The 24,884-nt window shown below is 65.9% G+C and carries 16 protein-coding genes; 5 read left to right on the forward strand and 11 right to left on the reverse strand.

Translation table 11 applies throughout. The features are described from left to right. Positions 1-108: 108 nt before the first annotated feature. The 6 genes from QMB55_RS14570 to gap all read right to left on the reverse strand — a co-directional run bounded on the left by QMB55_RS14570 (position 109) and on the right by gap (position 7,221). Positions 109-1,047 (reverse strand): phosphoribosylaminoimidazolesuccinocarboxamide synthase, encoded by a 939-nt coding sequence (locus QMB55_RS14570; RefSeq protein WP_497589460.1) that lies wholly within the window; start codon positions 1,045-1,047, stop codon positions 109-111. A 160-nt stretch (positions 1,048-1,207) separates the two neighbouring features. Further along, the gene (fba, locus tag QMB55_RS14575; protein ID WP_497589461.1) at positions 1,208-2,272 is read right to left on the reverse strand and encodes a class II fructose-bisphosphate aldolase; all 1,065 of its coding nucleotides are present in this window, start codon (positions 2,270-2,272) and stop codon (positions 1,208-1,210) included. A gap of 71 nt (positions 2,273-2,343) precedes the next feature. Further along, positions 2,344-3,789: a pyruvate kinase gene (gene pyk, locus QMB55_RS14580; RefSeq protein WP_497589462.1), complete on the reverse strand. Its 1,446-nt coding sequence runs from the start codon at positions 3,787-3,789 to the stop codon at positions 2,344-2,346. Between the two features lie 222 nt (positions 3,790-4,011). After that, positions 4,012-4,803 (reverse strand): hypothetical protein, encoded by a 792-nt coding sequence (locus tag QMB55_RS14585; RefSeq protein ID WP_497589463.1) that lies wholly within the window; start codon positions 4,801-4,803, stop codon positions 4,012-4,014. Between the two features lie 176 nt (positions 4,804-4,979). Further along, entirely contained in the window at positions 4,980-6,149 is a 1,170-nt protein-coding gene (locus QMB55_RS14590) for a phosphoglycerate kinase (protein WP_497589464.1), read from the reverse strand. Positions 6,150-6,219: 70 nt separating this feature from the next. Next, positions 6,220-7,221 carry a type I glyceraldehyde-3-phosphate dehydrogenase gene (gene gap / locus QMB55_RS14595; protein WP_497589465.1) on the reverse strand — a complete coding sequence of 334 codons (1,002 nt, stop codon included), beginning with the start codon at positions 7,219-7,221 and terminating at the stop codon, positions 6,220-6,222. A gap of 320 nt (positions 7,222-7,541) precedes the next feature. On the opposite strand from gap, the gene QMB55_RS14600 reads away from it, so the two are divergent. From QMB55_RS14600 to glgA, 5 genes are all read left to right on the forward strand, one after another. Further along, complete coding sequence (locus tag QMB55_RS14600; RefSeq protein ID WP_497589466.1) at positions 7,542-9,572, forward strand: BCCT family transporter; 2,031 nt, start codon at positions 7,542-7,544, stop codon at positions 9,570-9,572. 31 nt (positions 9,573-9,603) lie between these two features. Further along, positions 9,604-11,238: a glucose-6-phosphate isomerase gene (gene pgi, locus QMB55_RS14605; protein WP_497589467.1), complete on the forward strand. Its 1,635-nt coding sequence runs from the start codon at positions 9,604-9,606 to the stop codon at positions 11,236-11,238. 68 nt (positions 11,239-11,306) lie between these two features. Next, positions 11,307-12,944 (forward strand): alpha-D-glucose phosphate-specific phosphoglucomutase, encoded by a 1,638-nt coding sequence (locus QMB55_RS14610; RefSeq protein WP_497589468.1) that lies wholly within the window; start codon positions 11,307-11,309, stop codon positions 12,942-12,944. Between the two features lie 44 nt (positions 12,945-12,988). Then, positions 12,989-14,260, forward strand: coding sequence for a glucose-1-phosphate adenylyltransferase (gene glgC / locus QMB55_RS14615; protein WP_497589469.1), 1,272 nt, complete (start codon positions 12,989-12,991; stop codon positions 14,258-14,260). Between the two features lie 29 nt (positions 14,261-14,289). Next, on the forward strand, positions 14,290-15,738 hold the full coding sequence (gene glgA / locus QMB55_RS14620) for a glycogen synthase GlgA (RefSeq protein ID WP_497589470.1): 1,449 nt from the start codon (positions 14,290-14,292) through the stop codon (positions 15,736-15,738). A 64-nt stretch (positions 15,739-15,802) separates the two neighbouring features. On the opposite strand, the gene QMB55_RS14625 is transcribed toward glgA, so the two are convergent. The 5 genes from QMB55_RS14625 to QMB55_RS14645 all read right to left on the reverse strand — a co-directional run bounded on the left by QMB55_RS14625 (position 15,803) and on the right by QMB55_RS14645 (position 24,647). Next, positions 15,803-16,183, reverse strand: a complete 381-nt coding sequence (locus tag QMB55_RS14625; RefSeq protein WP_497589471.1) for a DUF2934 domain-containing protein — start codon at positions 16,181-16,183, stop codon at positions 15,803-15,805. 165 nt (positions 16,184-16,348) lie between these two features. Then, on the reverse strand, positions 16,349-17,893 hold the full coding sequence (malQ, locus tag QMB55_RS14630) for a 4-alpha-glucanotransferase (protein WP_497589472.1): 1,545 nt from the start codon (positions 17,891-17,893) through the stop codon (positions 16,349-16,351). Between the two features lie 13 nt (positions 17,894-17,906). Further along, positions 17,907-20,009, reverse strand: coding sequence for a glycogen debranching protein GlgX (glgX, locus tag QMB55_RS14635; protein WP_497589473.1), 2,103 nt, complete (start codon positions 20,007-20,009; stop codon positions 17,907-17,909). Beyond that, a complete protein-coding gene (gene glgB, locus QMB55_RS14640; protein ID WP_497589474.1) occupies positions 19,997-22,189 on the reverse strand; it encodes a 1,4-alpha-glucan branching protein GlgB in 2,193 nt (730 codons plus the stop codon). Before glgB ends, glgX begins: the two co-directional genes overlap by 13 nt. Position 22,190: 1 nt before the next feature. Continuing rightward, a complete protein-coding gene (locus tag QMB55_RS14645) occupies positions 22,191-24,647 on the reverse strand; it encodes a glycogen/starch/alpha-glucan phosphorylase (protein WP_497589475.1) in 2,457 nt (818 codons plus the stop codon). Between the last annotated feature and the right edge of the window lie 237 nt (positions 24,648-24,884).

Below are 24,884 nucleotides of genomic sequence, written 5' to 3' on the forward strand. Positions count from 1 at the left end.
GTGGGGCGTATCTTTTGGAGTTGGCGGCGGCGCCCGAAAAAACAAGGGGCAGGGCAAAAAAAGAAGGGCGGCCGAAGCCGCCCTGGTGCGTCGATTAAAACGCCGCGCTTACTCGGGCAGCTTGTGGCCGGTGAGTTGTTCGTAGGCTTCGCGGTACTTGGCGCTGGTGCGGGCGATGACTTCGGCGGGCAGGGCCGGGCCGGGGGCCTTCTTGTTCCAGGTCAGCGTTTCCAGGTGGTCGCGCACGTACTGCTTGTCGTACGACGGCGGGTTGCTGCCCAGCTGGTAAGCGTCCATCGGCCAGAAGCGCGACGAATCCGGGGTCAGCGCTTCGTCGATGAGGTGCAGGGTGCCGTTCTGGTCGAGGCCGAATTCGAACTTGGTGTCGGCGATGATGATGTTGCGCGTCAGGGCGTAGTCGGCCGCGGCGGAATAGAGGGCGATGGCCGCATCGCGGGCCTGGGTGGCGATCTCGGCGCCGTTCTTGCCCGTGCCCTTGAGGACTTCGGCGAGCGCGGCGGCGCAACTCGTCTGGGCGTGCTCGAACGAAATGTTCTCGTCATGGTCGCCCTGCTCGGCCTTGGTCGCCGGGGTGAAGATCGGTGTCGGCAGCTTGGCGGCGAGCGGCAGGTCGGCCGGAAGCTTGATGCCGCAGACGGCGCCGGTTTCCTGGTAGTCCTTCCAGCCCGAGCCGATCAGGTAGCCGCGCACCACGGCTTCGATGGGCAGCGGCTTCAAACGCTTGACGACGAGGCCGCGGCCGCGCACTTGCGCCCGCTCTTCCGGGGCGACGACGCTTTCCGGATCGATGCCGGTGAGCTGGTTCGGAATGATGTGGCCGAGCTTTTCGAACCAGAAGTTGGCCAGTTGGGTCAGCACGATGCCTTTGCCCGGAATGGGGTCGGGCAGAACGACGTCGAAGGCCGAGAGGCGGTCACTGGTGACGATCAGTAGCTTGTCGGCGTCGACGGCGTAGATGTCGCGTACCTTGCCGCGGCCGAGGAGTTGCAGGCTCTTAATGTTCGATTCGAACAGGGCTTGGGTCATGATTCCGATCCAGAGGGGTGAACGTAGGGGGCGGTGCGGCAAGGCTGCCGCAGGTCGAATTATAAAATAGAACGAGGCCGGCAATGGGCCGGCCTCGTGAGCTTGTGTCGTCGTGACCGGACGGCGGGAAAAACGACCGCGCGGTCAGCGGCGGAGCGGTTTAGCGTACGGTCTGGGCAAGCTCGCCGTTGACGTAGCGCTGGGCCATCTTGTCGAGCGAGATCGGCTTGATGCGGCTCCCTTGGCCGGCGCATCCGAAGGCTTCGAAGCGGGCGAGGCAGATCTTCTTGGCCGCTTCGCGCGCCGGCTTGAGGTAGTCGCGCGGGTCGAACATGCCGGGCTTCTCGACGAAGTAGCGGCGGATCGCGCCGGTCATCGCCAGGCGGATGTCGGTGTCGATGTTGACCTTGCGCACCCCGTGCTTGATGCCGGTGACGATTTCCTCGACCGGGACGCCGTAGGTTTCCTTCATGTCGCCGCCGAATTCACGGATCTCGGCGAGCAGTTCCTGCGGCACCGACGACGAGCCGTGCATGACCAGGTGACAGTTCGGGATGCGGGCGTGGATTTCCTTGATCCGGTCGATCGCCAGGATGTCGCCCGTGGGCTTCTTGGTGAATTTGTAGGCGCCGTGGCTGGTGCCGATGGCGATGGCCAGCGCGTCACACTGCGTCTGGCGGACGAAATCGGCGGCCTGTTCGACGTCAGTGAGCAGTTGCTCACGGGTCATCGTGCCTTCGGCGCCGTGGCCGTCTTCCTTGTCGCCCTTCATCGTCTCGAGCGAGCCGAGCACGCCGAGTTCGCCTTCGACCGAGACGCCGATCGCGTGCGCCAGTTCGACGATCTTCTTGGTCGTGGCGACGTTGTACTCGTACGAGGCGACGGTCTTGCCGTCGGCTTCGAGCGAGCCGTCCATCATCACCGAGGAGAAGCCCGAGCGGATTGCCGCCATGCACACCGGCAGCGACTGGCCGTGGTCCTGGTGCATGACGATCGGGATGTTCGGATAGGCTTCGAGCGCCGCCAGAATCTGGTGGCGCAGGAAGGGCTCGCCGGCGTATTTGCGCGCGCCGGCCGAGGCCTGCATGATCACCGGAGCGTCCACCTGATTGGCGGCTTCCATGATGGCCCAGACCTGCTCCATGTTGTTGACGTTGAAAGCCGGCAGACCGTAGTCGTGTTCGGCGGCATGGTCGAGCAACTGGCGAAGCGAGACGAGAGGCATGGTGATCTCCGTGCAAAAGGGTGAAAGACTACATGATAGTCATAAAAACGGCGGCGCGCCGCCGTTTCCCCTTACTTTTTGCGGCTCGGCGGCTGACGTTCGCCGACGCGGACGATGGACAGCGTGTTGGTCCCGCCCGAGACGCCGTGCTGGTCCCCGTAGCTGATGACGATGAGATCGCCCTTCTCGACGACGCCGGCTTCGAGCAGGCGTTGCTCGGCGTTGTAGCGCATGTCATCGCGATCGTTCTTGGCATTCGGCAGGAGCAGCGGGAAGACTTCGCGGTAGAGCGTCATCTTGGTTTGCGAGGTCGGCTCATGCGTCAGGGCGAAGATCGGGATGCCGCAGTTGAGGCGGCTCATCCACAATGCCGTCGAACCCGAGGTGGTCAGCGCCGCGACGGCCTTGACCTTGAGGTGGTAGGCGGCGAACAGCGAGGCCATCGCGATCGACTGGTCGATGCGGGTGAACGTGCGGTCGAGGAACTCGCGGTCGAGCGTGATCTGCAGCGACTTTTCGGCTTCGAGACAGATGCGGGCCATCGCCTGCACGGTTTGCACCGGGTAGTTGCCGGCGGCGGTTTCGGCCGAGAGCATCACCGCGTCGGTGCCGTCGAGCACCGCGTTGGCGACGTCGGAGACTTCGGCACGGGTCGGCGTCGGGGCCAGGATCATCGATTCCATCATCTGCGTTGCTGTGATGGTCAGCTTGTTCTTCTCGCGCGCCAGATGAATCATGCGCTTTTGCAGGGCCGGCACGGCAGCGTCGCCGACTTCAACCGCCAGATCGCCGCGCGCGACCATCAGACCGTCGGAGGCGTCGAGGATTTCCTCGAGGGCGGCGACGGCTTCAACGCGTTCGATCTTGGCGATGGTCAGGGCGTGGCCGCCCGAGGCGCGCATCAGCTGGCGCGCCATGTACATGTCGGAGGCGCTCTTGGGGAAGGACACAGCGACGAAATCGACGCCGATCTTGGCCGCCGTCTTGATGTCTTCCATGTCCTTGGCGGTCAGCGCCGGGGCCGAGAGGCCACCGCCCTGACGGTTGATGCCCTTGTTGTTCGAGAGGTCGCCGCCGTGGCGGACGAAGGTGTGGATCTCGGCACCGACGACGCGCTCGACTTCGAGCACGATGCGGCCGTCGTCGAGGAGCAGGATGTTGCCGGCTTCGACGTCGTTCGGCAGGTCCTTGTAATCGAGGCCGACGCGCTCCTGATTGCCGAGTTCGCACTTGGCGTCGAGGATGAACTTGTCACCGTCCTTGAGGTTGATCTTGCCGTTCTCGAACTTGCCGACCCGGATTTTCGGACCCTGCAGGTCAGCCAGCAGGCCGATCGGGCGGCCGACCGTGGCGGCGATTTGGCGCACATGCGCGGCACGATCGATGTGGTCCTGCGCCGATCCGTGCGAGAAGTTCATGCGGAAGACATCGACTCCGGCGCGGATCAGTTTTTCGAGGGTTTCCGGGGCGCAGGAAGCGGGGCCGAGGGTGGCGACGATCTTGGTGTGGCGATTCATGGTGCGTCCTTTTTTTTGTCGAGGGAGATGCGTTCTCCCGAAGTTACATTTCCTTGAGGCAAGATGTCGATTTTAGCCTATTGCTCCCTGCAGTGCCAGTAAACACGGGCTTACGAAGGTTATAGTTATGACAAAAAGATAAATTGTGGTGGATGGAAAAACAGCCCTGTCCCAGTGTTGGCCGGCACAGAGCTGTCGTTTGGTGCGATGGATTTCCTCGCGTCAGGCGTTCGCAGAACGCCACCAGTGGTTGTGGTTGTCGCGCAGTTCCCGGTACGACGGCATCGGGTAGTAGGCGAAGTCATTGCCGTTGCCGACGAAGAAGCCGTTCTTGACCATGCGGAACGGGAAGTCGAGCGGGTGGACGCGCTGCACCATCTTGCTGTCCTTCGTCGTCGGCGTATCGTCGTTGCTGCGACGCGGGGTCAGGATCATCAGGGCTTCGCGCAGGTGATGCAGGTAGTCGTAGGGCAGGTCGTTGGCCTGGCCATTTTCCGGGTCGGTGGCCAGGTCGTCGAGGCGCAGTTCGACGAAGACGAGCGCCGGGAAGCGCACGAACTTGGTCGGTTTTACGGTGACGCTCTCGTAGAAGCCATGCGGCTCAAGGTTGCTGACCACCAGGCTGTTGACCGGTGAGAGGTCTTGATAGAGGTGGCGGCCGCTGCTGTCGCGCGCGGGCAGGGCGTCGCCGCGCTCAAGGCCCAGCGTGTGGCCGTAGGCCGTGGTCAGGTAGAGCTTGCCCAGTGCGCTGAGCGGCAGGTGCTCGAGCACGCGGTAGGTCGAAACATAGACCGAGTGCTTGGGCGTGCCGTCGGGCGCCGGGACGCAGCGAGCGAAGGCGGTATCGATCTCGAAATACGGGTGACGGAAGGTCGGATCGACTTCGAAGAACAGGCATTGGCCTTTGGACTTGAAACCGCTGCCGGTGGCGTAGTACTGGCCGAATTCTTCCGGTGGCAGGTTGGAAGCGATGAGCGCTTCGGGGATCAGCGAAAAATACAGATGAACGGTCATTGCCATACCCTTCTCAAAAATTATTTTTCGTCAGCCGACCGAGGCCGGCTGTGCACCGCTTCTTCACGGTGCCAACGGCTCACCCTGTGGCCGTCGAGTCGATTATAGGGGGCTGGCGGGCGGATGTCATCGCGGCCGAAGCGCCCTAGGGGCGGGCGCTCCGGCGACTGTGGCATCTAGTTTGCGTTGCGCGCTTCGAGGATGTCGACGGCAGGCAGGCGCTTGCCTTCGAGGAACTCAAGGAAGGCCCCGCCAGCGGTCGAGATGTAGCCGACCTTGTCCTGGATGTCGAAGACATTGATTGCCGAGACGGTGTCGCCGCCGCCGGCCAAGGTAAAGGCTTTGGAGCTGGCGACCGCTGCGGCCAGTGCCTTGGTACCGTTGGCGAAAGCGTCCATTTCGAACACGCCGACCGGGCCGTTCCAGACCACGGTTCCGGCCTGGGCGATGATTGCGGCCAGCGCTTGCGCCGATTGCGGGCCGATGTCGAGGATCATGTCGTCATCGGCGACTTCATCGACGCTCTTCACCGTGGCGACGGCGGTGGCCGAGAACTCCTTGGCGCAGACGACGTCGGTCGGCAGCGGTACCTTGACTTTGGCCATCACGGCCTTGGCCTGGTCGACGAGGTCGTGTTCGGCGAGCGATTTGCCGATCTTCTTGCCCGCAGCGAGCAGGAAGGTGTTGGCGATGCCGCCGCCGACGACCAGCTGATCGACCTTGTCGGCGAGGCTTTCGAGGACGGTCAGCTTGGTCGACACCTTGGAGCCACCGACGATGGCCACCAGCGGCCGCGCCGGTTGGGCGAGGGCCTTGGTCAGGGCTTCGAGTTCGGAGGCGACGCAGGGGCCGGCGCAGGCGATCTTGGCGAACTTGCCCATGCCGTAGGTCGTGGCCTCGGCACGGTGGGCGGTGCCGAAGGCGTCCATCACCCAGACGTCGCACAGCGCGGCCATCTTCTGGGAGAGTTCTTCGTTGCACTTCTTTTCGCCCTTGTTGCAGCGGCTGTTCTCCAGCATCACGATTTCGCCGGGCTTGACCTCGAAGCCGCCGTCGACCCAGTTCTGGACGAGGCGGACGGGCTGGCCGAGCAGCTCGGCCATGCGCTGGGCGACCGGTGCGAGCGAATCCTCGGTCTTGAATTCGCCTTCGGTGGGGCGGCCGAGGTGGGAGGTGACCATCACCGCCGCGCCCTGTTCGAGGGCGTAGCGGATGCCCGGCAACGCGGCGCGGATGCGGGTGTCGTCGGTGATGGCGAGAGAGTCGTCCTGCGGGACGTTGAGGTCGGCGCGGATGAAGACGCGCAGCCCTTTGACGTTAAGGTCGGTGAGACGCTTGAAAGTCATGGTGGTGTCCGATGCACAAAATGAAGAGAAAAAAAGGGCACTGACGCGCAGTGCCCTTCCTTGGCGTGAATTACTTGGCGATCACGCGCACCATTTCGAGAACCTTGTTCGAATAGCCCCACTCGTTGTCGTACCAGGCGACGATCTTGACGAAGGTACTGTCGAGCGCGATGCCGGCTTCGGCATCGAACACCGAAGTGCAGGGCTCGCCGCGGAAGTCAGTGGCGACGACCTTGTCTTCGGTGTAGCCGAGCACGCCCTTGAGCGCGCCTTGCGAGGCGGCCTTCATCGCCGCACAAATCTCAGCGTAGGTGGCTTCCTTGTTGAGCTCGACGGTCAGGTCGACGACCGAGACGTCCGAGGTCGGGACGCGGAAGGCCATGCCGGTGAGCTTCTTATTGAGCGCCGGGATGACCTTACCGACGGCCTTGGCGGCGCCGGTCGAGGACGGGATGATGTTCTCGAGGATGCCGCGGCCGCCGCGCCAATCCTTGTTCGACGGGCCGTCGACGGTCTTTTGGGTGGCGGTGGCGGCGTGCACCGTGGTCATCAGGCCGCGCTTGATGCCCCAGGTGTCGTTCAGCACCTTGGCCACCGGGGCCAGGCAGTTGGTGGTGCACGAGGCGTTCGAGATGATCGCTTCGCCGGCATAGGTTTCGTGGTTCACGCCGAAGACGAACATCGGCGTGTCGTCCTTCGACGGTGCGCTCTGGATGACCTTCTTGGCGCCCGCGGCAAGGTGTTTCTCGCAGGTTTCCTTGGTCAGGAAGAGACCGGTCGATTCGATGACGATGTCGGCGCCGACTTCGTTCCACTTGAGTTCGGCCGGATCCTTGACGGCGGTCAGGCGGATCTTCTTGCCGTTGACGATCAGGTGGTTGCCCTCGACCGAGACTTCACCCTTGAATCGGCCGTGCACTGAGTCGTACTTGAGCATGTAGGCGAGGTAGTCGGGTTCGAGCAGGTCGTTGATGCCGACGACCTCGATGTCCTTACTGAAATTTTGCACGGCAGCGCGGAAAACCATGCGACCGATGCGTCCGAAGCCGTTGATGCCTACCTTGATAGTCATGATTCCATCCTCATAGATAAAAAAACAAAAACCAACATCAGCCCGCTGGCACAGCCAGACACTTGCCTGACCACGGGCGCTCGCCTTCACGTCGTGCGGGGTTCGTGCCGCGCGTTCTGCCGGAGCGCCCGGTTCGGGCAGCGATTCCAGACTCGGGGCGGCGATACCGAGAGCGATAGTCCGTCTGGATTATCCGCCAAGACCATCGTTTTTTCTAGTAAAAATCGGCTGTAAAGCACGCACTGTGGCGTTTGGCGGTTGGACAGCCGGCGGGGCGCGGTTTAGAGTGACAAGATATCGAAATGCCATGGAGGGCGAACGTGACGTCACCACCCCACGAGGCGAGCCGCCTGCGATCGACCTGGAGCCTGCCGGTTTTCGTGCCCGGGATTCTGATTCTCGTCACCCTGCTGGCGGTCTGTAGCGTCAATCCGGACGGCGCGGAGCGCTTCTTCCTCGCCGGCCAGCGTTGGGTCGCCGCGCATTTCTCCTGGTTCTACTTGCTGGCGGTGGCGATTTTCTCGATCTTGCTGCTGGTCATCGCCGCCAGCCGTTACGGCAGCATCCGCCTCGGTGCCGACGACACGCGCCCGGAATTCTCCTTCACCTCATGGCTGGCGATGCTGTTTGCCGCTGGCATGGGCATCGGTCTCCTCTATTTCGGGGTTGCCGAGCCGATGATGCACTACACCGCGCCGCCGCTGGCTCCGCCGGGAACGCCGGCCGCCGCGCGCGAGGCGATGACCACGACCTTCTTTCACTGGGGCTTCCACGCTTGGTCGGTGTATGCGCTGGTCGGCCTGGTGCTCGCCTATTTCGGTTTCCGTTACAACCTGCCGCTGAGCCTGCGCTCGGGGCTTTACCCGCTGTTGCGCGAGCGCATCAACGGGCCGCTGGGGCATGCCGTCGACGTTTTTGCCCTGGTCGGCAGCATCTTCGGCATCGCGACCACCCTCGGTTTCGGGGTGCTCCAGCTCTCCGCCGGGCTGCACCGGCTGACCGGCTGGGACACCGGGACGCAGACCTTCCAGTTCGGGCTGATCGCCTGCGTCGTCGCGCTGGCCGGAGTCTCTGCCGCCTCGGGCCTGGACAAGGGCGTCAAGCGGCTGTCGGAATTCAATCTGCTGCTGGCGATGGCGCTCGGCCTGTTCGTGCTCCTGGCCGGGCCGACGATCGCGGTGCTTGGGTTGTTGCTGGAAAACGTCGGCAACTACCTTTCCTCGGTCGTGGCCCTGACCTTCCGCAGCTTCGCTTACGAACCGGCCAACAGTGCCGATTGGTTTTCGGGCTGGACCATCCTTTACTGGGCCTGGTGGATCTCCTGGTCGCCCTTCGTCGGCCTGTTCATCGCGCGCATCTCGCGCGGGCGGACGATCCGCGAGTTCATCCTCGGGGCCTTGTTCGTGCCCACCGGCTTTAACCTGTTGTGGATGACGCTGTTTGGCAACACCGCGATCTGGCTCGACCAGAATACCGCCAACGGCGCCCTGTCGGCTGCCGCCAGCCAGGTCGACGCGCTGCTCTTCATCTTCTTCGATTACCTGCCGGTCTCCGGGTTGACCTCGTCGCTGGCGGTGATCCTGATCGCCGTCTTCTTCGTCACCTCGGCCGACTCCGGCGCCTTCGTCATCGACACCATCGCCAGCCGCGGAAATCCGTCGTCGCCGGTCTGGCAGCGGCTCTTCTGGGCCGTCGTGCTGGGGCTGACCGCCGGACTGTTGCTGTATGCCGGCGGCTTGTCTGCGCTGCAGTCGATGACCCTGATCGCTGCCTTGCCCTTCGCCGCGATCATGCTCCTGCTCTGCGTCATCCTGATGCAAGGGCTGCGCGCGGATTTGCTGCACATCGATCGTAAGCTTTCGCCGGCGACCAATTTCTGGTCCGGCCACAACTGGAAATACCGGCTCGACGTGTTGTTGCACGGACGTCACCGCGACGATGTGCGCCGTTTCATGCAGGACGTAGCGCGTTCGGGCATGAGCGAAGTGGCGCGCGCACTTGAGACGCGCGGGATGTCCTGCCGCATCGAAACCGCCGACGAAGACCACCTGGCGCTGGTCGTGCCGCAGGAAGGGCGGCGCGATTTCGTCTATGGCGTCGAGCTGCAATGCCGTCCGGATGCGGTCTTCAACCCCGTGGCCGCCGCTTACCGCGGGCAGGGAGAGGGCGATCATTGTCTGCCGGTGACCTATTTCGCCGACGGCCGTGCCGGCTATGACATCCGCTACATGACCCGCGACGAGGTGATCGCCGACGTTCTGCGTCAGTTCGAGCGTTACCTCGAGCTTTCTCGCCAGGCTGGCACCGAGCTGCTGACCAGTGCGCCGGAGCATGGTCCGGGGCAATCCTGAAGCGGGCGACCGAAAACCCATGGAGATGAACATGACCGTAAGTACGAGCGAAGCCTGGCAACGGCTTCAGGCACAAGGAGCACGGCTGGCCGCGAGCCACCTGCGCGATCTTTTTGCCGCCGATCCGCAGCGCGTTGAACGGCTGAGCGCCGATTTCGACGGTCTGCACCTCGATTATTCCAAGCAGCGCGTGAACGTCGAAGCGATGGATGGGCTCGTGGCGCTGGCCGAGGCCGCCGCGCTGCCGGCCAAGATCGAGCGCATGTTTGCGGGCGATCCGATCAATGTGAGCGAGGGGCGTGCGGTCCTGCACGTTGCCCTGCGGCGTTCGTCCGCCCCGTTCCCGGCCGGTGCTGACGTGATGCCCGAAGTGCAGGCCACGCGCCAGCGGATGGCGGATTTCGCCGAGCGGCTGCGCGCCGGAAAATGTCTCGGGCACACGGGAATGCCGATCCGCGACGTGGTCAACATCGGCATCGGCGGCTCCGACCTCGGGCCGAAGATGATGAATCACGCCCTGCGCGCCTTGAGCCATCCGGCGCTGGACGTGCATTACGTCTCCAACCTCGACGGGGCGCAGATCGCGCCGCTGTTGCAGACGCTCGATCCCCGCACCACCTTGTTCATCGTCGTGAGCAAGACTTTCACCACCCAGGAAACGATGCTCAATGCGCAGACGGCCCGCGCCTGGCTGCGCGCCAACCTGGGCGACGAGGTCGATCTCTCCGCGCATTTCGCCGCGGTGTCGAGCAAACCCGAGCGGGCGATCGCCTTCGGACTCGATGCCGAACGCGTTTTCCCCATCTGGGACTGGGTCGGCGGCCGCTATTCGCTGTGGTCGGCGGTCGGACTGGCGCTGATGATCGCCATCGGGCCGCACGCCTTCGACGAAATGCTGCGCGGTGCCGAGCGCATGGACGAACACTTCCGCACCGCCCCGCTGGCACGCAATCTGCCGGTGCTGATGGCACTGCTCGGGATCTGGAACACCAACATCCTCGGGGCCGAAACCAACGCCGTCCTGCCGTACAACGAGTCCTTACGCTATTTTCCGTCCTTCCTGCAGCAACTCGAGATGGAAAGCAACGGCAAGTCGGTGACGGCCGATGGGGCTCCGGTCGGTTGCGCCACTTCGCCCATCGTCTGGGGCGAACTCGGGAACAACGGCCAGCACGCCTTCTTCCAGCTGTTGCATCAGGGCGGCCGTCTGGTGCCTTGCGACTTCATCGCCAGCGTACGCTCGGATTTCGCCGTCCCCGGCCATCAGGAAGCGCTGCTCGCCAATTGTTTCGCCCAGAGTTCGGCGCTAGCCTTCGGGCGTACCCCCGACGAGGTGCGCGCGGCCTTGGCCCAAGAAGGGTTGGCGCCCGCCGCGCTCGAAGCCTTGTTGCCGCATCGGGTCTTTGCCGGCAACCAGCCGTCGTCGACCCTGCTGCTGGCCGCTCTCGATCCGGCGACGCTCGGCGCCTTCGTCGCGCTCTACGAACACAAGGTTTTCGCGCATGGCGCGATCCTGGGGATCAATCCCTTCGATCAATGGGGCGTCGAACTCGGCAAGGCGGTGGCGCACCGCATCCTGCCGGCCTTCCACGACCCGGCGCAGGCGAAATCCCTCGACGCGTCCACGCAGGCGCTGTTATCGTTCTGTAAACGGCATGCCGTCTGAGCGAACGTCGCGGATCAGCCCCTCCTCCATCGTCCACCCAGGATTTCGTTTCCGAGTTCGGTTCCGCCATGAAGATCGTCTGCGTCCCTTGCACCCCTTGCGCCGGGCAGAAGCCCGGCACCTCCGGCCTGCGCAAGAAGGTCAGCGTGTTCAGCCAGCCGGGCTACCTTGAAACCTACGTTCAGTCGCTCTTCGATTGCCTGCCCGAACGGGCCGGGCAGGCTCTGGTGCTGGGCGGCGACGGGCGCTACTTCAACGATGTCGCCATCCAGACCATTTTGCGCATGGCGGCGGCCAACGGCTTCGGGCGCGTGCTTGTCGGTCAGGGCGGCATTTTATCGACGCCGGCGGCGAGCGCGGTGATCCGCAAGCGCCGGGCCTTCGGCGGCATCATCCTCTCGGCCAGCCACAACCCCGGCGGCCCGGACGGCGACTTCGGCGTCAAGTACAACCAGAGCAATGGCGGTCCGGCCAGCGAGAGTTTCACTGACGCGGTTTATGCGCGCACTCAGGCGCTGAACGAATACCGCATCGTCGAGGCGGCACCGGTCGATCTCTCGCGTTGCGGCGAAACCCTGCTCGGCGAACTGCGGGTCGAGGTCATCGATCCGGTGGCCGACTACGCCGAGCTGCTCGAGTCGTTGTTCGACTTCGACCGCATCGCCGCGCTGCTCCAGCGTCCCGAGTTCCGCATGCGCTTCGACGCCATGCATGCGGTCAATGGTCCTTACGCCAAAGCCATCCTCGAAGACCGGCTCGGTGCGCCGGCCGGAACGGTGGTCAATGGCGTGCCGCTGCCCGACTTCGGCGGCGGCCATCCCGACCCCAATCCGGTCTATGCCGCCGATCTGGTCGCCGCCGTCGCGGATCCGGCCAACGGCCTCTCCTTCGGCGCCGCCTCCGACGGCGATGGCGATCGCAACATGATCGTCGGCCGCGGGTTCATCGTCAGCCCGAGCGACAGCCTGGCGGTGATCGCCGCAAATCATGTGCATATCCCGGCCTACGCCAAGGGCATCGCCGGGGTCGCCCGTTCGATGCCGACCAGTTGTGCCGTCGATCGCGTTGCCGCCGCGTTGCAGGTGCCATGTTTCGAGACGCCGACGGGCTGGAAGTATTTCGGCACCCTGCTCGACGCGGGCATGGCCACCTTCTGCGGCGAGGAGAGCGCCGGTACAGGTTCGAACCACGTGCGCGAGAAAGACGGACTGTGGGCCGTGCTCTACTGGCTCAACATCCTCGCCGCCCGCGACGAGACGGTGGAGGCCGTGGTGCGCGCACACTGGCGCCGTTTCGGGCGCAACGTTTATGCGCGCCACGATTACGAAGGCATCGCCAGCGAACGCGCCGACGCCCTGTTCGCCGCCCTGCGGGCCGCACTGGCCGGACTTCCCGGGCAGACGACGCCGGCCGGGGCGATCCGTGCCGCCGACGATTTCTGCTACACCGACCCGGTTGACGGTTCGCGCAGCGAGAAACAGGGCGTACGCATCCTGCTCGAGGACGGTTCGCGCGTCGTTTTTCGCTTGTCCGGGACCGGCACCGAAGGCGCCACGCTGCGCGTCTACCTCGAGCGTTACGAGGCAGACCCGGCGCACCATGACCTGCCCGTGCAGCAGGCGTTGGCGTCGCTTGTCGCCTTGGCCGAACGCGTGGCGAGCATACGTGAATTCACCGGTCGTAATGCCCCGGACGTGATCAGCTGAAAGGGTGCGGCCAGCAGGCAATTTCTTGCGAGGAGTAAGGGGAGATGATCGAAAGGCGCACTTTCCAGTTGCTCGGGCGGGCCGTTGCCCTGGTCCTGGCGGGCGGGCGTGGCAGCCGCCTGCATGAGCTGACCGACCGGCGCGCGAAGCCGGCTGTGTATTTCGGCGGCAAATACCGCATCATCGACTTCGCGATGTCCAACTGTGTGAACTCGGGCATCCGGCGCGTCGGGGTGATCACCCAATACAAATCGCACAGCCTCCTGCGCCACCTGCAACGCGGCTGGAGTTTCCTGCGCGGAGAAGTGAACGAGTTTGTCGACCTGATGCCGGCACAGCAGCGCGTCGACGAGGAGTCCTGGTACCGCGGCACCGCCGATGCCGTCTACCAGAACATCGACATCATCGAAAACTACCGCCCTGCGCCCGAATTCGTGGTCATCCTCGCCGGCGATCACATCTACAAGATGAACTACGTCTCGATGCTCGTCGATCACGTCGAGAGCGGCGCCGAATGCTCGATCGCCTGCATCGAGGTGCCGCGCAAGGAGGCCTCCGGTTTTGGCGTGATGGCGGTCGACGAAAACCGGCGCATCACCGCCTTCATCGAAAAACCTGCCGATCCGCCGGCGATGCCCGGCAAGCCGGACAGTGCACTGTGCAGCATGGGCATCTATATTTTCAATGCCGCCTACCTGTACCGCGAGCTGCAGCGCGACATCGTCGATCCCGAGTCGAGTCACGACTTCGGCAAGGACATCATTCCGGCCGCGGTGCGCAACGGCGTCGCCCAGGCCCACCCGTTCGAGCTGAGCTGCGTGCATGCCCCGGAAGAGGGGCCGGAACGCGAACACTATTGGCGCGATGTCGGGACCGTCGACGCTTACTGGGAAGCCAACGTCGACCTGACCGCGACCGAACCCCTGCTCAACCTCTACGACGCCCGCTGGCCGGTGTGGACCTATCAGCCGCAGCTGCCGCCGGCCAAGTTCGTGCATAACCAGATCGACCGGCACGGCATCGCCATCGAATCGACGATCGCCGGCGGCTGCATCATCTCCGGCGAACTCAACCGCTCGGTGCTGTTCTCGGGTTGCCGTGTGCATTCCTACACCCGCATCAACTGGTCGGTCCTGCTGCCCGACGTCGAGATCGGCCGGCATGCGCGTTTGAGCCGCTGCATCGTCGACCACGGCGTGCGCATTCCGCCCGGAATGGTGATCGGCGAGGATGCGCAGGAAGACGCGCGCCGTTTCCGGCGGACCGAGAATGGCATCACTCTGGTGACGCAGAACATGATCGACCGACTGGCCTGATAAGCTCATCGTTTTTTTCCGTTTAACCCATGCGCATTCTTCACGTCGCTTCCGAAATCTTCCCTCTCGTCAAAACCGGAGGGCTGGCCGATGTCGTGGCCGCCCTGCCGCCCGCGCTCGTCAAGCAGGGGCTCGAGGCGCGCCTGCTGTTGCCGGGGTTGCCGGCGATCCTCGAAGGCGTGCGCGACCTGCGCCCCGTCGCGCGGCTCGGCCCGGCCTTCAGCGCCGCGGTGATCGTGCTCAAGCTCGGTCGCCTGCCCGACAGCGGCCTGCCGGCCTACGTCATCGACGCGCCCTTCCTCTACCGCCGCAACGGCAACCCTTACGTCGGCCCCGACGGCAACGACTGGAGCGACAACCATCGCCGCTTCGCACTGCTCGGCTGGGTCGCCGCCCATCTGGGCGCGGGCGAACTCGACCCGGACTGGACGCCCGACGTGGTGCATGCGCACGACTGGCATGCCGGCCTGGCGCCGGTGTATCTGGCGCAGAACCCCGCGCGCACGGTCAAGTCGGTGTTCACCGTGCATAACCTGGCCTTCCGCGGCATCTTCCCGCTCGAACTGCACCCCGAGATGCACTTGCCGCTGCGCAAGCTGACCCCGACCGGGGTCGAGTTCCACGGCAAAATCTCGTTCATGAAGGCCGGCCTTGTCTATGCCGATCGGGTGACCACGGTCAGCCCGACCTATGCGCACGAGATCTGCACGCCCGAATTCGGCTGGGGGCTCGAGGGCGTGCTGCGCGAACGCAGCAACGTGCTGTCGGGCATTCTCAATGGCGTTGATTATTCGATCTGGAACCCGGCGAGCGGGCAGGTGGTGGCACCGTATTCGGCTCAGGACCTCGCGGGCAAGGCCGAGTGCCGGCGCGCGCTGCGCGAGGAACTCGGGTTGGCGCCCGATGCGCCCGGGCCGCTCTTTGCCGTGGTCAGCCGGCTGACCTCGCAGAAAGGCATGGACCTCCTGCTTGCCGCCCTGCCCGAGCTTTTGCGCGAAGGCGGGCAGCTGGCCGTGCTGGGTAGCGGCGACGGCGACCTTGAAGCCGGTTTCCGTTACGCGGCCTCGGTCAACCCGGGCAACGTCGCGGTGCGCATTGGCTACGACGAAGCGCTTTCGCACCGCTTCATGTCGGGCGCCGACGTGCTGCTGGTGCCGTCGCGCTTCGAGCCTTGCGGTCTGACCCAGCTCTACGCCTTGCGCTTTGGCACCCTGCCGCTGGTGCGTCGGGTCGGTGGTCTGGCCGACACGGTGGTCGACGCGAACGAAGACAATCTACGTGCCGACCGTGCGACGGGCTTCGTCTTCGGCGACGCCTCGCGCCACGCGCTGGCCGAGTCGATCCGGAGCGCGTGCCAGCTGTATCGCAGCCCCGAACGCTGGCGTGCGGTACAGCTGCGCGGCATGGCGCAGGACTTCTCCTGGGACGATTCGGCGGCGCATTACATCCGCCTCTACCGCGCCCTGCTGGGCGCATAGCGTCGACCGCCAGCGGGCGGCCGGACTGGCCGGCCCCGGCAAAGGAGCCGGGGCGTTCCGACGCTCAGTTTGCGTTGTGGCCGTTGAGCAGTGCTGCGATGTCCTTTTCGGCTTCGATCCAGTCGCGCACCGGGTCGCTCTGGAACTGGCTGCTTTCGGCACGGTAATACGCTGCCTCGGCGATCATCTTGTAGCGCTGTTCGTCGCTGATGACGACGGCCGTGGCGTTGACGACGGTCTTGACCGTCTTGCGTCCCGTGCTCGGGCTCACCGTCTTGGCCGGCGCGGTCGTCTTGCGCGCGGGCGTTGCGGTGCTCGGCTTGGTGGTCTTGGGCGTCGCTTTTGCGGCGGCCGCGGCAGGTTTGGCGGCCACAGCCTTGGTCGCGGGCTTGGCCACGGTCTTGGCTCCGGTCTTCGTGGCGGTCTTGCGGGTCGTCTCGGCCATGCGCTTTCCTTTCATGAACTGAACCGTGGATCGGAAGGTCGGACTGGGGTCCGGCTAGGCGCTGCCGGAATGCCACCAGTGGGACACGCGAAGCGCCGCGACCCTTTAACTATAAGCTTTTTTTCGCCTGCGCCAAGCCTGCTGCGCGGGCACGTCGCTCATCCGTCATCCGCGGTGCGCGTCCCGGTCGCTCCGGCGGCGGCCAGCGCGACCATGTACGCGGGCCAGGTCGGCGAGCAGTTCGGCGTGCCAGGGAGCGACCTGCGCCCAGTCGAAACGCCACGTCCAGCTGCCTTCGGCGACGCCGGGGCGGTTCATGCGCGCCTCGCTGCCCAGGCCGAGGACGTCCTGCATCGGCACGATCGCGCGGCTGGCGACCGAGGCCGAGGCGGCGCGGATCAGGTCCCATTCGATGCCGCGTGCATCGACGCCGAGGTAACGGCGCACGTAGTCCTGCGTCGTCGGTTCGAGCGCCTGCCACCAGCCGCGCGTCGTGTCGTTGTCGTGCGTGCCGGTGTAAACCACGCTGTCGCGCTCGTGATTGTGGGGCAGATAGGGGTTGTCGCTGCGCCCGTCAAAGGCGAACTGGAGAATGCGCATTCCGGGCAGGCCGACGGCATGGCGCAGGGCGTCGACCTCCGGGGTGATTTCGCCGAGGTCCTCGGCGATGATCGGCAGGGGCCGTCCGTCCTCCGCCAGCGCGTCGCGCAAAGCAGCGAACAGGGCCAGTCCTGGACCGGGTTGCCAGCGCCCGGAGGCCGCCGTCTCGGCGTCGGCCGGAATCTCCCAGTAGGCCTCGAAGCCGCGGAAGTGGTCGATGCGCACCACGTCGCAGAGGCGGAAGGTGTGCCTGAGGCGGGCGATCCACCAGGCATAACCTTCGGCGGCGTGCGCCGGCCAGCGGTAAAGCGGGTTGCCCCAGTGCTGCCCGGTGGCGCTGAAATAATCGGGCGGGACGCCGGCGACGACGCGTGGCCGCCCGCCGGCGTCGAGGTCGAAGAGGTGCTGGTGGGCCCAGACGTCGGCGCTGTGCGGCGAGACGAAGATCGGCATGTCGCCGACCAGCTCGACACCGCGCGCGTGGGCGTGCTGGTGCAGGGCGTCCCATTGGCGGTGGAAGCACCATTGGCAGAAGCGCCAGAAGCGGCAGGCCTCGGCCAATTCCTCCGCAGCTTTGGCGAGGGCGCCGGGGCTGCGCTTGGCAAGAGGCGCGGGCCAGTCCTGCCAGACCTTGCCGTGCGCGCCGAATTTTCCGTCGAGGGCCATGAACAAGGCGTAATCGTCGAGCCAGTCGCTGTGCTCGGCGCAGAAATCGGCGAAGTCGGCTTGCGCATCACGGCGCACGTCGGCGAAAAAGCGTTCCGCGGCGCGGTGCAGGCGCGGCAGGCGGTAGGCGCGCAAGGCCGCGTAGTCGATCTGGTGGGCGCTGAAGTCCGGCCGTGGTTCGAGCTCGGACGGGCGCAACCAGCCGGCGGCAAGCAGGCGTTCGAGGTCGATGAACAGTTCGTTGCCGGCGAACGCCGACGGGCTCATGTACGGCGAGTTGCCCGGGCCGACGCCGCCGAGCGGTAGCACTTGCCAGAGGCTTTGCTCGCCGGCGGCGAGCCAGTCGACGAAGTGGTAGGCGGCCGCGCCGAGGTCGCCCGCTCCGTGCGGGCCGGGGAGGCTGCTCGGATGCAGCAGGATGCCGCTCTGGCGGGGTAGGGGCATGGCGGGCTCCGGGTCAGGGCGCAGGCGCGGCGGGGGGGCTCGCTTGCAGGTAGATCTGGACCGCTTGGGCGTCGGCTTCGACCGCGCCGGCGCAGTCTTTCTCGGCGAACGGTGACGCCGTAGCGGTGGCGCAGACGCGGGTCCAGGGCCCGGCGGGCAGGACGTAGCGGACGGGCTGCGCGGCACGGTTGTAGAGAATCAGCAGGCGCGGTGTGGTGGTGTCCGACGCGTGTGGCGCGGGCGATTTCGATGGCTCCTGCGGCTCAAGCAGCATGCCAAGACTGGGCGGGGCGGTTTGCCAGTCGGCCTCGTTCAGCGCGCGGCCTTCCGGGTGCCACCAGCACACGTCGGGGCGACCGTGCGCGTCGGGCTGGCCGCTGAGCCAGGTTTCGCGGCGCAGTTGCGGCAGGCGGCGACGCAGGGCGAAGAGCCCGGCGACGAAGGCCTGCAGTTCGGAGGCGGCGTTGGTGGCGGGGGGCGCAGTGCCAGCATTGGTGGTGCCCGCGGCTTTGCTTTCAGCATTTTCCCAGGCGAACCAGGTCAGCGCGTTGTCCTGGCAGTAGGCGTTGTTGTTGCCGGCCTGGGTGCGCCCGAGTTCGTCGCCGCCTTGCAGCATCGGCACGCCTTGCGCGGTGGCCAGTGTCGCCAGCAGGGCGCGGACGAGGCGGTGGCGGCAGGCCAGCACCGTCGGGTCGGAGCTGTCGCCTTCCGCGCCGCAGTTGGTCGAATGGTTGTGGTCGTTGCCGTCGCGGTTGCCTTCGCCGTTGAGCGCGTTGTGCTTGTGCGCGTAGCTGACGAGGTCGCGCAGGGTGAAGCCGTCGTGCGCGGTGATGAAGTTGATTCCGGCCTGCGGGGCGCGCCCGGCGTGATTGAAGATTTCGCTCGAGCCGGCGAGGCGTTGCGCCAGCGCGCCGGCACCGGTGCCGCCGGTCAGCCAGAAGGCGCGAACGTCGTCGCGGAAGCGGTCGTTCCATTCGCTCCACCCGGGCGGGAAGTGGCCCAGACGGTAGCCGTCGGGGCCCAGGTCCCACGGCTCGGCAATCAGCTTGACGCGGCTGAGCAGCGGGTCCTGCGCCACGGCGGCGAGAAAAGCGCTGTCGCGGGTGAGCGCGGCGGCGAGGTCGAAGCGGAAGCCGTCGACGTGCATCTCGCCAGCCCAATAACGGAGCGCGTCCAGGGTCAGCTGCAGGGCGCGTGGATGGGCGAGTTTGAAGGTGTTGCCGCAGCCGCTGAAGTTTTCGTAGCGTTGCGGGTCGTCGGGGTGCAGGCGGTAGTAGCTGGCGTTGTCGATGCCGCGGAAGCTGAGGGTCGGCCCGAACTCGTCGGTTTCGGCGGTGTGGTTGAAGACCACGTCGAGGATGACCTCGAGGCCGGCGGCGTGCAGGCTGCGGACCATGCGGCGGAATTCGTCGCGCGGCGAATTTTTGGCCTGGCCGGCCGCGTAGCGTGGCTCGAGGGCGAAGAAGGCGAGCGTGTTGTAGCCCCAGTAATTGCTGAGGCCGCTGCGCACTAGGCGTTCCTCGTCGAGAAAGGCGTGGACCGGCAGCAGTTTGAGCGCGGTGACCCCGAGCGCGCGGTAATGCTCGAGCATGGCCGGGCTGGCGAGCCCGGCGTAGGTGCCGCGCAGCGCCTTGGGAACGCCCGGGTGGAGGCGCGTGGCGCCCTTTACATGGACTTCGTAGAGCAGGGTGTCGGCCCACGGGGTCCGCGGCGGGCGGTCGTCGCCCCAGTCGAAGGCGTCGTCATCGACCACGCGCGCATGCAGGCCGGGTACGGTGGTGTCGTCAGCGTAGGCGAAGACGCCGTCGATTTCGCGTGCGTAGGGGTCGAGCAGGCGGCGGCGCGGATCGAAACGATGACCATCACCCACGGGGCCGTGCACCCGGTAGGCGTAGCGCAATCCTGCGCCGGCACCGGGCAGGAAACCGTGCCACACCTGGTCGGTGCAGGCCGGAAGGTCGAGGCGCTGCTCGCCGTCATCGTCGAGCAGGCACAGCTCGACGCGCGTGGCGTGCGCCGAAAAGAGCGCGAAGTTGACGCCGCCCGCTTCGACGTGCGCGCCGAGCGGCCAGGGACGGCCGCGGCGCAGCGCCGGTGCGGCGGCTAGTGTTGCCATTCGAAGAGCACGGTGGCCAGCGGTGGCAGCGTGAGCTGCACCGACCAAGCCTGGCCGTGCGCGGGTACCGGCTCGGCGTCGGCCTGGCCGCAGGGGTTGCCGACGTTGCTGCCGCCGTAGAAATGCGAGTCGGTGTTGATGCGTTCGACCCAGGCGCCCGGGCCGGGAACGCCCAGGCGATAGTCGCGGCGCACCACCGGGGTGAAGTTGCAGACGCAGAGCACCGCCCGCTGGCGATCGCGGCCACGGCGGACGAAGGCGATCACCGAATTGTCCGAATCGTTGGCTGAAATCCACTCGAAGCCGGCGGGTTCGAAGTCGATTTCGTGCAGCGCCGGCGTGTCGCGGTAGAAGTGGTTGAGGTCGCGGATCAGGGCGCGTACACCGTCGTGCTGCGGGAAGGCGAGCAGGCCCCAGTCGAGCGCGGCATCGTGGTTCCACTCGTTCCACTGGCCGAACTCACCGCCCATGAACAGCAGCTTTTTGCCCGGGTGCGCCCACATGAAGGCGTAGAGCGTGCGCAGGTTGGCGAATTTCTGCCAGTAGTCGCCGGCCATCTTGGCGAGCAGCGAGCCTTTGCCGTGCACCACCTCGTCGTGCGACAGCGGGAGGACAAAGTTCTCGGTGAACGCGTAGAGCAGCCCGAAGGTGAGCTGGTTGTGGTGGTAGCGGCGATGCACCGGGTCGCGCGCCATGTAGTTGAGGACGTCGTGCATCCAGCCCATGTTCCACTTGTAGTGGAAGCCGAGGCCGCCCATCGACGGCGGCCGGCTGACCGAGGGCCAGGCGGTCGACTCTTCGGCGTAGGTGGCGGCGCCGGGGCATTCCTGGCCGAGCACTTCGTTCATCCGGCGCAGGAAGTGCACGGCTTCGAGGTTCTCGCGCCCGCCGTAGATGTTGGGCACCCACTCGCCGGCCTCGCGGCTGTAGTCGCGGTAGAGCATCGAGGCCACGGCGTCGACGCGCAGGCCGTCGACGCCGTAGCGTTCGATCCAGAACAGCGCGTTGCCGACGAGGTAGTTGAACACCTCGCGCCGGCCGAAGTTGTAGATCAGCGTGCCCCAGTCCTGGTGCATGCCTTCGCGCGGGTCGGCGTGTTCGTACTGCGGCCGGCCGTCGAAGCGACCGAGGCCGTGCTCGTCGCTCGGGAAGTGCGCCGGCACCCAGTCGACGATCACTTCGAGCCCGGCGGCATGGCAGGCGGCGACGAAGTCGGCAAAGCCCTGCGGCGGGCCAAAGCGCGCGGTCGGCGCGTACAGGCCGAGCGGTTGGTAACCCCAGGACCCGTCGAAGGGGTGTTCGGAGATGGGAAGCAGCTCGAGGTGGGTGAAACCGAGCTCGCTGGCGTAGGGGATGAGCTGTTCGGCGAGTTCCTGCCAGTCGAGAAAACCGCCGTCGCTGCGTCGGCGCCAGGAACCGAGGTGTACCTCGTAGATCGATACCGGCCGGTCGAGGCGGCTGCCGGGCGCGATGCGCGGTGGGACGTTGCGCGGGGTGAGGGCGTGGACGACCGAGGCGGTGGACGGGCGCAACTCGGCCGCGAAGCCGTAGGGGTCGGCCTTGTGCGGCAGCAGCTGGCCTTCGCGCGAGCGGATTTCGAACTTGTAGCATGCGCCTTCACCGACGCCGGGGATGAAGATTTCCCACACCCCGCATTCGCGGCGCAGGCGCATCGGATGACGTCTGCCGTCCCAGGTGTTGAAGTCGCCGATCACGCTGACCCGTTGCGCGTCGGGCGCCCAGACGGCGAAGGCCGTTCCGGGCACGCCGTCGACCACGCGCAGGTGGGCGCCCAGGCGCTCGAAGGGACGCAGGTGCGACCCTTCGGCGAGCAGCCAGACGTCCATCTCGCCGAGCACGGGCGGGAAACGGTACGGATCTTCGATCTCCTGCGTGCCGCCGGGCCAGGCGATGCGCAGGCGATAGGGGAAGTCGCGGTTTCGGCCGAGCAGCGAGGCCTCGAACAGACCGGAGTGTTCGCCGAGTGCGTCCAGTTTGCGCTCTTGCAGCTCGATCACCGCCTCGCCGCTCTCGGCGTCGATCACGGTGACGGCGTTGGCGCCGGGTTGCAGGGTGCGCAGCCACAGGCGCCCCTTGCTGTCGGGGTGCAGGCCGAGCACGGCGAACGGGTCGCCGTGCTCGGCACGACACAATGCGAGGGCTTCGGCCTTGCTCAGCATGTCATCCTTTCCGGAGAAGGTGCTGCATGTTCCAGGTATCGATGGCGTATTCGCGGATGGTGCGATCGGACGAGAAGCTGCCCATCCCGGCGACGTTGAGGATGGCCTTGCGCGCCCAGGCGTCGGGCGTGCGGAAGAGGTCGTCGATGCGCATCTGGGTGGCGAGGTAGTCGGCGTAGTCGGCGAGCAGCAGGTAATGGTCGCCGTAGTTGACCAGACTGTTGAACACGTCGTGGTAACGACGCCGGTCGGTGTTGCAGAAGAAGCCGCCGTCGATCTTGTTCAGCGTCTCGTTGAGCAGCGGGTTGTTCTGGTAGATGGCGCGCGGGTCGTAACCGTTGCGGCGCAGGGCCTGCACCTGCGGCGTGCTGTTGCCGAAGATGAAGATGTTGTCGGCGCCGACGTTGTCGCGGATTTCGATGTTGGCGCCGTCCTCGGTGCCGATGGTCAGCGCGCCGTTGAGGGCGAGCTTCATGTTGCCGGTGCCCGAGGCTTCGGTACCGGCGGTCGAGATCTGCTCGGAAAGGTCGGCCGCGGGCATGATCAGCTCGGCGACCGAAACGCCGTAGTTGGGGATGAAGACGACCCTGAGCTTGCCTCGAGTGCGCGGGTCGTTGTTGACCACGTTGGCCACGTCGTGGATCAGGTGGATGATCTGCTTGGCCATCTGGTACGACGAGGCGGCCTTGCCGGCGAAGATCACGCTGCGCGGCGGGAAGTGTTCGCCCTGGCCGTGCAGGATCATGTTGTAGCGGGTGATGACGTGCAGGACGTTGAGCAGCTGGCGCTTGTATTCGTGGATGCGCTTGACCTGAACGTCGAAGAGGCTGTCGGGGTCGAGGACGATGCCCGTTTCGCGCTGGATGTAGTCGGCCAGGCGCTGCTTGTTGGCCCGCTTGGCGGCTGCGAATTCCTGCCGGAAACCGGCGTCTTCCGCAGCCGGGCGCAATTCGGCAAGGCGGTCGAGGTGATGCCGCCAGTCCTTGCCCAGGCGCGTGTCGATCAGGCGCGCGAGGCCCAGGTTGGCTTGGCCGAGCCAGCGGCGCGGGGTGACGCCGTTGGTCTTGTTGTGGAAGCGCTCGGGATAGAGGCGAGCGAAATCGGCGAAGATGGTCTGCACCATGAGGTCGGAGTGCAGCTGCGAGACGCCGTTGATGCGGTGGCTGCCGACGATGCACAGGTGCGCCATGCGCACGCGCTTGTTGTCCGGGTTGCCGTCGGCGTCGTCGATCAGCGACACGCGGCGGATGAGGTCGATGTCGCCGGGGAAGCGCTGCGCCACTTCATTCAGGAACTCCTGGTTGATGCGGAAGATGATGCGCATGTGGCGCGGCAGCAGGTACTGCATCAGACCGACCGGCCAGGTTTCCAGTGCCTCCGGCATCAACGTGTGGTTGGTGTAGGAGAAGATGCGCCGGCACTGCGCCCAGGCGTCGCTCCAGAGCATGCCGTGTTCGTCGCACAGGAGGCGCATGAGTTCGGCGACGGCGATCGCCGGGTGTGTGTCGTTGAGGTGGATGGCGACCTGGTCGGCGAGGTTGGCGAGGCTCGGGTGTTCCTCGAGGTGATGGAAGAGGATGTCCTGCAGCGAGGCGGAGACGAAGAAATATTCCTGGCGCAGGCGCAGCTCGCGCCCGGCGGGCGTGCTGTCGTTGGGGTAGAGCACCCAGGAGATGTTCTCGAACCGGTTCTTGAATTCGGCGGCGCGCGCGTAGTCGCCGGAATTGAAGGCGTTGAGGTCGATCTGCGCCGGCGCGCCGGCCTTCCACAGGCGCAAGGTGCTGACCCGTTCGGTGGCGTGGCCGGGGATGACGTAGTCGTAGGCACGCGCCTCGACAGCCTCGGCGGCGTTCCACTCGGCCCATTCGCCGTGGTGTTCGGCCGTGCCACCGAAACGCACGGTGAAGTGCGTTCCGGGTCGCGGGAATTCCCAGGGAGTGCCGTCGACCAGCCAGGAGTCCGGGTGTTCGACCTGGGCGCCGTTGATGATCGACTGGGCGAACATGCCGTATTCGTAGCGCATGCCGTAACCCCAGGAGGGCAGCTCGAGTGTGGCCATCGAGTCGAGGAAGCAGGCGGCGAGACGGCCGAGGCCGCCGTTGCCGAGCGCGGCGTCGGGCTCGCATTCGAAGATGTCGCTTACCGGCGGTGCGCCGGTGCCGGCGAAGGCTTCGCTTGCCGCGTCGTGCAAGTCGAGCGCCGACAAGGCGTTGTCCAGCGAGCGCCCGATGAGGAATTCCATCGACATGTAATAGATGCGGCGCGATTTGTTGCGCCGGTCGGCGCTCTGGGTCTCGACCCAGCGCCGGGCGAGGCGGTCGCGCGCCACCTGGGCGAGCGCTTTGTAGATCTCCTTGGTGTTGGCGGTGGCCGGTTCCGCCGCGACGCGGGTCAGGAGTTTGTCGTCGACTTCGGCACGCAGGGTTGCGCCGTTGCTGCGGGAGGGGGTTTCAGGCATGAGTGGGCTCCAGGCAGGGGAAGTCGGTTGCGTGGGCCGCGCGACGAGCGCACGGCAAAAAAGACTGGACTGGACCGTGCCCGATCGCGCCTGCGCCGTCGGGGCCAGAGCGCCGGGCGGAAACAAGGGGAGCGGGGACGGCGGAACAGGGCATCACGGCAGCAGCCTCGGAAGTCTTCGAAAACACTGTCACTAGCGTTCGGACGTCGCTAAAGCGCGCCAATCCGCAGTCTAGAC

It is taken from the genome of Propionivibrio sp. (genome assembly GCF_041441355.1).
Taxonomy (GTDB): Bacteria; Pseudomonadota; Gammaproteobacteria; order Burkholderiales; family Rhodocyclaceae; genus Propionivibrio.